Source organism: Priestia sp. YIM B13552, assembly GCF_042787775.1.
In the GTDB taxonomy this organism is placed as follows: domain Bacteria; phylum Bacillota; class Bacilli; order Bacillales; family Bacillaceae_H; genus Priestia; species Priestia megaterium_E.
In genome coordinates this window covers 951,656-964,140 of record NZ_JBHZOU010000002.1, presented here as the reverse complement: position 1 = coordinate 964,140, position 12,485 = coordinate 951,656, and the positions used below count along the sequence as shown (strand labels likewise).

The 12,485-nt window shown below is 39.4% G+C and carries 11 protein-coding genes; 10 read left to right on the top strand and 1 reads right to left on the bottom strand.

The annotated features are described in order from the left end of the window. The first annotated feature begins 34 nt into the window (after positions 1-34). Positions 35-2,359: an endopeptidase La gene (lon, locus tag ACFX40_RS11050; RefSeq protein WP_377254933.1), complete on the top strand. Its 2,325-nt coding sequence runs from the start codon at positions 35-37 to the stop codon at positions 2,357-2,359. Next, positions 2,356-2,943: a ribosome biogenesis GTP-binding protein YihA/YsxC gene (yihA, locus tag ACFX40_RS11045; RefSeq protein ID WP_013059364.1), complete on the top strand. Its 588-nt coding sequence runs from the start codon at positions 2,356-2,358 to the stop codon at positions 2,941-2,943. The genes lon and yihA overlap by 4 nt, the downstream gene beginning before the upstream one ends. Before the next feature lie 93 nt (positions 2,944-3,036). On the opposite strand, the gene ACFX40_RS11040 is transcribed toward yihA, so the two are convergent. After that, positions 3,037-3,522: a LiaF transmembrane domain-containing protein gene (locus tag ACFX40_RS11040; protein ID WP_013059363.1), complete on the bottom strand. Its 486-nt coding sequence runs from the start codon at positions 3,520-3,522 to the stop codon at positions 3,037-3,039. Between the two features lie 329 nt (positions 3,523-3,851). Here ACFX40_RS11040 and hemA point away from each other — a divergent pair, with 329 nt between their 5' ends. The 8 genes from hemA to ysxE all read left to right on the top strand — a co-directional run bounded on the left by hemA (position 3,852) and on the right by ysxE (position 12,483). Beyond that, positions 3,852-5,192 carry a glutamyl-tRNA reductase gene (gene hemA, locus ACFX40_RS11035; protein ID WP_028410555.1) on the top strand — a complete coding sequence of 447 codons (1,341 nt, stop codon included), beginning with the start codon at positions 3,852-3,854 and terminating at the stop codon, positions 5,190-5,192. A gap of 14 nt (positions 5,193-5,206) precedes the next feature. Further along, entirely contained in the window at positions 5,207-6,040 is an 834-nt protein-coding gene (locus ACFX40_RS11030; RefSeq protein WP_025750612.1) for a cytochrome C assembly family protein, read from the top strand. 13 nt (positions 6,041-6,053) lie between these two features. Then, a complete protein-coding gene (hemC, locus tag ACFX40_RS11025) occupies positions 6,054-6,986 on the top strand; it encodes a hydroxymethylbilane synthase (RefSeq protein WP_016765662.1) in 933 nt (310 codons plus the stop codon). After that, positions 6,986-7,759 carry a uroporphyrinogen-III synthase gene (locus ACFX40_RS11020; RefSeq protein WP_028410556.1) on the top strand — a complete coding sequence of 258 codons (774 nt, stop codon included), beginning with the start codon at positions 6,986-6,988 and terminating at the stop codon, positions 7,757-7,759. Before hemC ends, ACFX40_RS11020 begins: the two co-directional genes overlap by 1 nt. 17 nt (positions 7,760-7,776) lie before the next feature. Then, positions 7,777-8,757, top strand: a complete 981-nt coding sequence (gene hemB, locus ACFX40_RS11015) for a porphobilinogen synthase (protein WP_014458109.1) — start codon at positions 7,777-7,779, stop codon at positions 8,755-8,757. A gap of 16 nt (positions 8,758-8,773) precedes the next feature. Beyond that, complete coding sequence (gene hemL / locus ACFX40_RS11010) at positions 8,774-10,063, top strand: glutamate-1-semialdehyde 2,1-aminomutase (RefSeq protein WP_377254930.1); 1,290 nt, start codon at positions 8,774-8,776, stop codon at positions 10,061-10,063. A 147-nt stretch (positions 10,064-10,210) separates the two neighbouring features. After that, the gene (spoVID, locus tag ACFX40_RS11005; protein WP_377254927.1) at positions 10,211-11,356 is read left to right on the top strand and encodes a stage VI sporulation protein D; all 1,146 of its coding nucleotides are present in this window, start codon (positions 10,211-10,213) and stop codon (positions 11,354-11,356) included. 77 nt (positions 11,357-11,433) lie between these two features. Beyond that, the gene (gene ysxE / locus ACFX40_RS11000; protein WP_028410558.1) at positions 11,434-12,483 is read left to right on the top strand and encodes a spore coat protein YsxE; all 1,050 of its coding nucleotides are present in this window, start codon (positions 11,434-11,436) and stop codon (positions 12,481-12,483) included. Positions 12,484-12,485: the final 2 nt, after the last annotated feature.

Genomic DNA, 12,485 nt, shown 5'->3' with positions numbered 1-12,485 from the left:
ACTTTAATTGACGAGCATTGGAGGTGTTCATTGCATGGCAGAAAAAGAAAAATTGACAATGCCGCTATTGCCTTTACGAGGTTTGATCGTCTATCCGACAATGGTGCTTCATTTAGATGTTGGGCGAGATAAATCTGTGCAAGCATTAGAAAAAGCAATGATGGATGATCACTTAGTTTGTTTAGTATCACAAAAAGATATGGGTATTGATGAACCAACAAAAGAGGATTTATATAGAACTGGGACGTTAGCAAAAATTAAACAAATGCTAAAGCTGCCGAATGGAACGATGCGTGTCTTAGTAGAAGGACTAAATCGCGTAAACGTTACAGAATTTGAAGACAGCGAAGAATATTTTGTTGTGCACGTGGAAAAGCAAAACGAAGAACATCAGGTTGATGTAGAAGATAAAGCGCTGATGCGCACGCTTTTAGACTATTTCGAACAATACATAAAACTTTCCAAAAAGGTGTCCGTTGAAACTCTTTCAACGGTAAGCGACATTGAAGAACCAGGAAGACTAGCGGATATTGTAGCCTCTCATCTACCAATAAAAATTCAGCTCAAACAAGAAATTTTAGAAATAACTGATGTGAAGGAAAGATTAAATACGATCATTTCTCATATTCAAGACGAGCAAGAAGTTCTGCAGCTGGAGAAAAAAATTGGACAGCGTGTAAAGAAATCAATGGAACGCACTCAGAAAGAGTATTATCTTCGTGAGCAAATGAAGGCGATTCAAAAAGAGCTTGGAGACAAAGAAGGAAAGACAGGAGAAGTAGCAACACTTCGCGAAAAAATTGAAGCAAGTGGGATGACGGACCATGTCAAACAAGTGGCGTTTAAAGAATTGGATCGCTATGAAAAAATTCCTGCTACCTCCGCTGAAAGCTCAGTCATTCGAAATTATATCGAGTGGTTGATTGCGCTACCTTGGACAAATGAAACGGAAGATACGCTCAATATTCATAATGCTGAACAAGTGCTGAAGGATGAGCACTATGGCCTTGAAAAAGTGAAGGAACGCGTATTAGAATATCTAGCTGTGCAGCAGTTGACAAAATCTCTTAAAGGCCCTATTTTATGTTTAGCAGGACCTCCTGGCGTAGGGAAAACCTCCCTAGCCCGTTCAATTGCCACGTCTCTAGATCGTCATTTTGTACGAGTGTCTCTAGGCGGCGTGAGAGATGAGTCAGAAATCCGCGGTCATCGTCGCACGTACGTGGGAGCTATGCCTGGACGCATTATTCAAGGAATGAAAAAAGCAGGAACGATTAATCCGGTATTTCTGCTTGATGAAATCGATAAAATGTCAAATGATTTCCGTGGAGACCCGTCTTCTGCTTTGTTAGAAGTATTGGATCCTGAACAAAACCATAATTTCAGCGATCACTATATAGAAGAAACGTATGATTTATCAAAAGTGATGTTCGTGGCTACAGCCAATAACTTAGCTACGATTCCGGGGCCGCTGCGCGATCGAATGGAAATTATTCAAATTGCTGGTTACACGGAGCTGGAAAAGCTTGAAATCGCGAAGCGTCACCTATTGCTGCGCCAGCTAGAAAATCACGGATTGCAAAAGGGCAATTTGCAGATTCGTGATGACGCGTTAACAGCAATCATCCGTTTATATACGAGAGAAGCTGGTGTTCGTAACCTTGAACGCGAAATTGCTTCCATTTGTCGAAAAGCAGCTCGCATCGTAGTCTCTGGCGAGAAAAAACGCGTGGTGGTGACGGCCAAAACGCTTGAAGAATTCCTTGGTAAGCCTAGGTTCCGTTACGGACAGGCTGAGACGGAAGATCAAGTCGGCGTTGCTACAGGTCTTGCTTACACAACTGTAGGAGGAGACACGCTAGCCATTGAAGTAAGCTTGTCCCCTGGTAAAGGAAGACTAGTGCTAACCGGAAAGCTTGGAGACGTGATGAAAGAATCAGCTCAGGCAGCATTTAGCTACGTGCGTTCAAATGCAGAGAAACTAGGAATTGATGAAAAGTTTTATGAAAAACATGATATTCATATCCATGTTCCAGAAGGAGCTGTACCAAAGGATGGACCTTCTGCAGGAATTACCATTGCCACTGCTCTAGTATCAGCACTAACGGGTAAACCAGTGCGTAGAGAAGTAGGAATGACAGGAGAAATTACACTAAGAGGTCGCGTATTACCAATCGGCGGTTTAAAAGAAAAGTCACTTAGTGCACATCGTGCCGGATTAACTAAAATATTAATCCCTCATGATAATGAACGTGATATTGAAGATATCCCTGACAGTGTACAAGAGGAATTAGACATCGTTCTTGTGTCACATGTGGACCAAGTATTGGAACATGCGCTAGTAGGAGAGGTAAAATGAAAGTAACTCAAGCCGATATTGTTATCAGTGCCGTACGCCCTGAACAATATCCTAAAGAAAACCTGCCAGAGTTTGCGTTAGCAGGCCGTTCAAATGTAGGAAAATCATCTTTTATTAATAAGATGCTCAATCGCAAAAGCTTAGCGCGTACGTCGTCTAAGCCCGGAAAAACTCAAACGCTTAACTTCTTTTTAATTAATGAAATCCTTCACTTTGTAGACGTACCTGGCTACGGATTTGCAAAAGTGTCTAAAAAAGAGCGTGAAGCATGGGGGAAAATGATTGAAACGTATTTAACAAATCGTGAGCAGCTTAAAGCTGTGTTAATGATTGTTGATCTACGCCATGCCCCTTCAAAGGATGACGTTATGATGTATGAGTTTTTGAAGCACCATGACCTTCCCGTTATGGTTATTGCAACGAAAGCTGATAAAATTCCTAAAGGAAAATGGCAAAAGCACTTAAAAGTAGTGAGAGAAACGCTGGACTTAGATCCAAATGATGAATTAATTCATTTCTCATCTGAAACAGGTGAAGGAAAAGATAAAGCGTGGAAATCTTTGCAGTATCGCATGACTCACTGAACAAAGGAATAGAATCTAAAAAAATGGAACGTTTATCATCACTCTAACAGGAAGTGAGTCAAACGTTCCATTTTTTTAACTTGTTTACATAGATTACTTTCGTTTGAAAAATAATAAATATAGCCCAACTAGTAACAATAAAATAGGCCAGAAGGTTGTTAAATAATTTACGCCGTCTTCAACTTTTGGCAAAAATAGTTTAAGACGGTCTGAAAACATCATTAAAATGGCAATAATTAAAAGGGTGCCGCCTTGGAAAAAGCCTGATTTGGCTTTTCTAGCACTAAGTAAAAAGCTAATGGCCACCATAAAAACGACCATGCTAATATTCGTAGGCCAAAAGGGAATTTGTTCACTTACATAGAAATGAATACCTAAAGTGATTAATATGTAGCTTGCAAGCAAGTTTGAATGATCTTGAGATAAAGCAGACTCAGTTAACAGGGCTGCTCCTATTAAAATTAACAGTACAGGCCACGTGTATACCTTTGCTGCAATGCTCATATGTAGTTCATTCAGTAAGAAAAAGATTCCAAATCCAACTAGTAAGACACCAAAAAACATTGATTGCTTTTTCATAGTAACCTCCAGGTGTTTCAAAACAGAAAACGTGATAAAACGCTGCTTTTTTGATACAATTTATTACGGAATAACAGTTAATATCTTAACACATGTTTTCAAAGACTGTTCACATTTTTTTTTCGAATGACTTATAGAACATGTTATAATAGTTAGAGATAAGGCGAAGCTTACACCTGTGTAATGTCCGCCGCTTTTTACGAATAGTAGAATGAAGAACGCCGGATTTTACGGGCAGTTATCTCACTGTAGCTCTTTGGAAATTTAGGGGTTACTGCCCGTCAAATTCGGACAAATAAGCACATTTCAATTATAGGGGGTATGTACAAATGCATATTATAGCAGTCGGCTTAAACTTTCGAACAGCCCCTGTTGAAATAAGAGAAAAGCTTAGTTTTAATGAGCAAGAACTAGCATCTGCCATGAAAACGTTAAGCGGCCAAAAAAGTATTTTGGAAAACATCATTGTTTCAACATGCAATCGTACGGAAATTTATGCTGTTGTTGATCAATTACACACGGGCCGTTATTATGTAAAAGCATTTTTAGCTGAATGGTTCGGAATAGATAAAGAAGAGTTTTCACCTTATTTAACCATCTATGAAAATGATGGAGCCATCGAACATTTATACCGAGTAGCATGTGGATTAGATTCAATGGTGATTGGTGAAACACAAATTCTTGGACAAGTGCGTTCAAGCTTTTTGCTTGCTCAAGAAGAAGAGACAATTGGAACGGTTTTTAATCAGCTGTTTAAACAAGCTGTGACATTAGCCAAAAAAGCTCATCATGAAACAGAAATTGGTGCGAATGCAGTTTCTGTCAGCTATGCAGCTGTAGAGCTTGCTAAAAAGATTTTTGGAGACTTATCATCCAAACATGTGTTGATTCTTGGTGCGGGAAAAATGGGTCAGCTTGCCGTACAGAATTTATATGGCAGCGGAGCTAAAAAAGTAACGGTAGTGAATCGAACATTTGAAAAGGCACAAGAGCTAGCAAACCGTTTTTCTGGAGAAGCGAAACCATTTGCTGATCTTCAACATGCTTTAAGCGAAGCAGATATCTTAATTAGTTCAACAGGAGCTAATGATTATGTAGTAACGAAACAAATGATGAGTGAAGCCGAGCGTACGCGTAAAGGTCGTCCATTGTTTATGGTAGACATCGCCGTTCCGCGTGACTTAGATCCAGAACTAGATGAGCTAGAGACGGTCTTTTTATATGATATCGACGATTTAAACGGGATTGTAGAATCCAATTTGCAAGAGCGTCAAAAAGCTGCGGATGAAATTGAAATTATGCTTGAAGCTGAAATTGTTGCTTTCAAGTCTTGGCTTGGTACATTAGGCGTTGTGCCTGTTATTTCTGCACTTCGTCAAAAAGCACTTGCCATTCAAGCTGAAACGATGAAAAGCATTGATCGTAAGCTCCCAGATTTATCTGAGCGTGAGCGCAAAGTTTTAAATAAACATACAAAAAGTATAATTAATCAACTTCTTCGCGATCCAATTTTACACGCGAAAGAATTGGCTGGAGAGAAACATGCTGAAGAGTCTTTAGAGCTGTTCATGAAGATTTTTAATATTGAACAGGAAGTTGCTTTGCAAAAAGAAAAAGAAGAGCAGCTTCGTACATCGATTACGTCTCATTCAGTAGCTTATCAGTCTTAAGTGAGGATTGAATAATGGTTGATATGGAATTAACCAGAATCTATGAATTGATTGTGATTTTATACGCCGCGAGCGTTTTATTATATTTTATTGATTTTGTACAAAATAACCGGAAGGCAAACTCGATAGCCTTCTGGTTACTTTCTATTGTGTGGGTTTTGCAAACAGCCTTTTTAATTTTACGAATGTTTGAGACGGGAAGGTTTCCTATTCTTACCGTTTCTGAAGGGCTGTATTTTTACGCGTGGGTGTTAATTACTCTTTCACTTGTGATTAATCGCCTGTTCCGCGTTGATTTTATGGTGTTTTTTACAAATGTGATTGGTTTCTTAATTATGGCTATTCATACGTTTGCTCCACTTGAAACATACACTGCTGTCCAGTCGGAGCGCCTTGTGTCAGAATTATTAATCATTCATATTACCATGGCTATTTTATCTTACGGCGCTTTTTCAGTCTCTTTTGTTTTCTCCGCTTTGTATCTTGTTCAGTATAATTTATTGAAAAAGAAGAAATGGGGCAAGCGCTTGCTAAGAATTGAAGATTTAACAAAGCTAGATTACATGTCCTATGTATTAATTTTAATTGGTGTACCGCTGTTATTGCTTTCGTTAATCTTAGGAATCATATGGGCTTATATTAAATACGTAGATTTTCATTGGTACGATACAAAAGTGTTAGGTTCATTTTTAATGTTTGTTGCATACAGCGCTTACTTGTATGCTAGACTGCGTAGAGGTATTCAAGGAAAGGCAATCGCAATGTGGAATATTGGATTGTTCTTAGTCTTACTTATTAATTTCTTTTTATTTGGCAGTTTATCGAATTTTCACTTTTGGGGTTCGTAATTAGGAGGACAACATGCGAAAAATTATTGTCGGCTCTCGTCGAAGCAAACTTGCGTTAACACAGACCAAGTGGGTCATTGAACAGTTAAAAAAACAAGGTCTTCCTTTTGAGTTTGAAATTAAAGAAATGGTTACAAAAGGGGACCAAATTTTAAATGTAACGCTGTCCAAAGTAGGCGGTAAAGGTCTTTTTGTAAAAGAAATTGAACAAGCCATGTTAGATGAAGAAATTGATATGGCCGTTCATAGTATGAAAGATATGCCAGCTGTTTTGCCAGAAGGATTAACGATTGGATGTATTCCTTTACGAGAAGATCATCGTGATGCGCTTATTTCAAAAAATGGTGAACGATTTGAGGAGCTACCAAGCGGTGCTGTGATTGGGACAAGCAGCTTGCGTCGAGGGGCACAGCTTCTATCTATGCGTTCAGATATCGAAATTAAATGGATTCGAGGAAATATCGACACACGCCTAGAAAAATTAAAAAATGAAGATTACGATGCAATTATCTTGGCAGCTGCAGGGTTATCTCGTATGGGCTGGTCGAGAGATACGGTCACTCAGTACCTAGAGCCGGAAATAAGCGTTCCCGCTGTAGGACAAGGAGCTTTAGCTATCGAATGCCGAGAAAATGACCATGAATTATTATCGCTTCTTCAAGCTCTAAATCATGATGAAACCGCTCGTGCTGTTAGAGCTGAACGCGTATTTTTAAAAGAGATGGAAGGCGGATGCCAAGTGCCGATTGCGGGTTATGGGCGTATATTGGACGGCGGAAACATTGAGCTAACGTCGCTAGTCGCGTCTCCTGATGGCAAAACAATTTACAAAGAGCAAATTACGGGAAAAGACCCCGTTGCTATCGGTTCAGAAGCTGCTGAGCGCTTAACATCTCAAGGAGCTAAGCTTTTAATTGACCGTGTAAAAGAGGAGCTGGACAAATAATGAGTCATGAGGCTCCTCTTTTTTTAAAAAAAGTTTTGATTACAAGAGAAGCGAAGCAGGCTCATTCATTTGCAGCACAGATTAAAAAGCTTGGAGGCATACCTTTGAGCTTACCAGTCCTCACGTTCGCACGTTCTAACAATGAAAAAGAAGTGGAAGATGTCCTGCTGTCGATTGACTGTTTTGATTGGATTGTTTTTACAAGTCAAAACGGCATTTCTTTTTTCTTTGAATGGCTAAAAGAGTTAAATATCAGTTGGAGTGCTTTAAAAAGATTAAAAGTGGCTGCGGTTGGAGAAAAAACCGCAAAATTGCTAGAAAAACACGATGTTAACGTGCAACTTGTTCCAAAAGAATACGTTGCGGAATCACTTCTTGAGTCGTTAAAAGCAAATGTGTCACATCACGAGCGAGTTCTCCTTGTACGAGGACAATTAGCCCGCTCTGTTTTAAAAGATGGGTTAAAAGAGTGTGAGGTAACGGATTTAGTTGTATATCAGACCATTCGAAATCAAGGCTCTGAACGCTTGGTTAAGCAACATGTAGAAACAGGAATTGATGCCATTACTTTTACAAGTTCTTCTACAGTTAGATTTTTTGTCGAGTCAGTTAAAGATATTCCGAATTGGCTTGAGCTTATAAATAGAACCAAAGTTGTTTGCATCGGCCCTATTACGAGTCAGACAGCGAGCGAATATGGAATTAAGCATCTTGTTCCTAACACATACACAATAAATGGTATGATAGATATGTTGGTTAGTTGTTTTGAATAATAAAGGAGGATTTTAACATGAAAGATTTACAATTTACACGTCATCGTCGTCTTCGTAATTCTGTAAATATGCGTGCGCTTGTACGTGAAACACATTTACATCCTGAAGACTTTATATATCCTATTTTTATTGTAGAAGGTGAACAAAAAAGAAATGCTGTAAAATCAATGCCAGGTGTGGATCAAATTTCTTTAGACTACTTGAATGATGAAATCCAAGAGCTAGTTGATTTAGGAATCAAGTCAGCTATGGTGTTTGGTGTTCCCGCTGAAAAAGATGCGGTCGGCTCACAGGCATACCATGACCACGGAATTGTTCAAAAAGGTATTCGTCAAATTAAAGAAAATTTTCCAGACTTTGTTGTTATCGCAGATACATGCTTATGTCAATACACAGATCATGGCCACTGTGGTGTAATTGAAGATGGAAAAATCTTAAACGATCCTAGCCTTGACTTATTAGCGCGTACAGCGGTTAGTCAAGCTAAAGCAGGAGCGGATATTATTGCGCCTTCAAACATGATGGACGGTTTCGTGGCAGCTATTCGCCACGGTCTAGACGAAGCTGGATTTGAAGATGTTCCTGTGATGTCTTATGCTGTTAAATATGCATCTGCTTTTTACGGACCATTCCGCGATGCAGCGCATTCTTCTCCTCAATTTGGAGACCGTAAAACATATCAAATGGACCCAGCTAATCGCTTAGAAGCACTTCGAGAAGCAGAATCTGATGTAGAAGAAGGAGCAGATTTCTTAATTGTAAAACCAGCTCTATCTTATTTAGATATTATGCGCGATGTGAAAAATACGTTTAATTTACCGGTAGTGGCTTATAATGTGAGCGGTGAATATTCGATGATTAAAGCGGCAGCTCAAAACGGCTGGGTAAATGAAAAAGAGATTGTTCTTGAAAAATTAATTAGCATGAAGCGTGCAGGAGCGGATTTAATTGTAACGTATCATGCTAAAGACGCAGCACGCTGGTTATCTGACAAGTAATTAAGGAGGCTTACACATGAGAAGTTATGAAAAGTCAAAAGCAGCTTTTTTAGAAGCGCAGCAATTAATGCCGGGTGGAGTAAACAGTCCTGTTCGTGCATTTAAATCAGTAGATATGGATCCTATTTTTATGGAACGAGGAAAAGGCGCTACGATTTACGATATTGACGGCAACAAATATATTGACTACGTCTTATCATGGGGACCTTTAATTCACGGACATTCCAACGATCAAGTAGTTGAAGCAGTAAAAAAAGTAACGGAATCTGGTACAAGCTTTGGTGCACCAACATTAATTGAAAATGAGCTTGCTAAGGTTGTTATTGAGCGCGTTCCTTCAATTGAAATCGTCCGTATGGTGAGTTCAGGTACGGAAGCAACGATGAGCGCACTGCGTTTAGCACGTGGCTATACGGGCCGCAACAAAATTTTAAAATTTGAAGGCTGTTACCATGGACACGGTGACTCTCTTCTAATTAAAGCTGGCTCAGGCGTTGCAACGTTAGGTCTACCAGATAGCCCGGGAGTGCCTGAAGGAATCGCTAAAAACACGATTACAGTGCCGTACAATGATCTAGAAAGCTTACAATATGCTTTTAAAGAATTCGGAGATGACATTGCCGGAGTAATCGTTGAACCGGTAGCAGGAAATATGGGTGTGGTACCGCCTCAGCCAGGTTTCTTACAAGGGCTTCGTGATATCACATCAGAATATGGCTCACTGCTCATCTTTGATGAAGTAATGACAGGGTTCCGCGTAGCGTACAACTGTGCACAGGGATACTACAACATTACGCCTGACTTAACTTGCTTAGGAAAAGTAATCGGTGGCGGTTTACCAGTAGGTGCTTACGGCGGTAAAGCTGAAATTATGGAGCGAGTTGCACCAAGCGGCCCGATTTATCAAGCAGGTACATTATCAGGTAATCCGCTTGCGATGACAGCTGGATACGAGACGTTAACGCAGCTGACACCTCAATCCTACGATGAGTTCATTCGTAAAGCAGATCGCTTAGAAGAAGGATTGATGGCAGCAGCTGAAAAATATGATGTGCCGTTTACCGTAAATCGAGCTGGTTCAATGATCGGTTTCTTCTTTACAAACGAACAGGTAATAAATTACGAAACAGCGAAAACATCGAATTTAGATTATTTTGCAGCTTACTATCGTGAAATGGCTAATGAAGGCGTGTTTTTACCTCCTTCTCAATTCGAAGGAATGTTTTTATCAACTTCTCATACAGATGCAGACATTGAACATACAATTGCAGCAGCTGAAAAAGCTTTTTCAAAGTTGCGTGGATAAACAGCTAAATAAGATTGTCTTTTATATCAAAGCTTACGGAGGATTCCGTAAGCTTTTTTAGTTTTAAAGACATATTTTAATTTATTTGTTCATACATCTTTAATGACCGCGCTATTACCTGGCGGGTGTTGGAAGGGGGAGAACAATTTGTCGCAGGATAATTTATCATGTCTGCGTTTTTCCGTAGAAGAATCAGTATGGTTTCAAAAAGGACAGGAAGTCTCACAACTTTTGTCTATCTCCTTAGAGCCTCAAGTATCTATTCAAGAATATGACCAATACGTGTCTATTCGAGGAGCATTACAATTAACAGGTGAATACGAAACGTACGAGGGAGAGCACTCGTTACGAGAATATACAAATGAGAATCAAGTGCAATCTATCTCTGTCCGTGAAGACGGAACGGCTGAATTATCACATCAATTTCCTGTTGATATTACCATTCCTAAAAATCGTATTCAAAGTATTGAAGACGTATATGTATCTATTGATTTATTTGATTATGAATTGCCAGGCACAAATCAGCTGCAGCTAATGGCAGACTTGTCCATCACAGGATTGTACGGAGAACAGCATGAAGAACGAGAAGAAGAGGAAGAGTTTTCGGAGGAACAGCATATCGTCTCCTATGAAGAAGTGGACGATGCTGAAGAGGTATATACTGAAAACGTTGCTCAAGAAGAAGAACAAGAGGAACAAGAGTTTGACGTAAGCTATCGTGAAGCTTCCGCACTTTTAGAAGCAGAGGCTATTGAAGAAGAGCATTCAGAAGAGGCCCCTAGTTATTTTTCATCTGTATTTAAAAAAGAGTCTCGTGCTGAGCCGGTCGTGGAATATGAAGAGGAAGCATATGAACCATTTGAAGTCGAAGTGAAAAAAGAGGCCCCAATCGAGGAAGAAAGAGAAGACAATGTGATTGAACTGTTTCAGCTTCGTCAAGAGCAAGAAAGCTTCGAAGAATCGCAAGCTAGTGAATTGAATACGTATGCTGACGTTCAACGAGAGGCTGAGCAAGAAGAAGCTGAGCAAGAAGAGGAAAAGATTATTGTTGAATTTCGGAAAGAAGAAAATGAAAGCGGCCGAAATGAAAACGCCCTTTATTTAACAAAGCTCTTTTCGCGGGAAGAAGAAGCTTTTTCAACGTGGAAGCTTTGTATTGTTCAAGACGGAGATTCGCTTGATACGATAGCAAACCGCTATAATACGAATGTACAAAACATTTTACGAGTAAATAATTTAGAAGATGAATATGAGCTGGAAGAAGGAAGCATCTTAAATATTCCCGTTCGTTAAAGTGGGAAAGAAAACAGTTTTGACGCATATAATGTCTTAACTGTTTTCTTTATTTTTTACGAGGAAGGAGAATATAGATGCAGCGGACAGTAGCAGACTACAAAGTATTGTTAAAAGAATATGACTTAGATGTTGACTTTATCGAAGACTATGGAAAAGTAAAAAAAGTCTATACGAAAACCGGCGTGTTTGCGCTTAAAGAAATAGCGAATCATCAAGAACGAAATCAAAACTTCATTCAAAAGCTGCAGAACGTTTATCAAAAAGGATGGATGGGATTTGTCCCTATTTATCAAACGAAGCGTTCTCAGCCCATTGTTTCAGATGAAAGCGGCTCGTATTACTTAATGCCGTGGCTCCCAAATAATCCGACCGAAGAGCGTGATATTCGATATCATAAATTATTTCAAGAGCTTGCTAAGCTTCATGGCGCTTCGGCGCAGGAAGTAGAAGTGAAAAAAGAAGATATAGAAAATCATTACACATCGATGAAAGAAACGTGGGAAAAGCGTCAGGAAGAGTTGAAGCAGTATGTAGCAGAATGCGAGAAAAAAATCTATATGTCCCCGTTTGAATTGCATTACTGTACGTTTTATTATGAAATGACAAGAGCGCTTGAATTTGGTTTTGGAAAGCTCGATCAGTGGAACGATGAAATGGAAGAAAAGGAAAAGATCCGGCTTGTTACTTCTCATGGAAAGCTATCGGCTAAACATTTTATCTATGACGAGCGGGGAAATGGTTTTTTTATTAATTTTGAACATGCAAAAGATGCTTCACCTATTTATGATTTAGTCTCATTTTATTTTCGGACTCTTCGCACATACCCAGTAACGACTTATGACAGCTATGAGTGGTTTAGTACGTATGAAAAACATTTTGCTCTCAGAGAAGAGGAACGGCTGCTTTTACACAGTTATTTGGCGTTTCCAGAGCCCCTGTATCAGTGCATCGTTCAATATAGGCAGCATAAAGAAAGTAAAACAGAGCTTGAACATATGCAGTCATTTATTCGAGCATACTGGCTGACGAAAAACATTGAACAGCTCAATATTAAAATATTTGAAGTAGATCAGCAAAAAAAAATGGCAGCGGAAGCAGCTGCACAAGCCCAAGCGAACGAATAGCG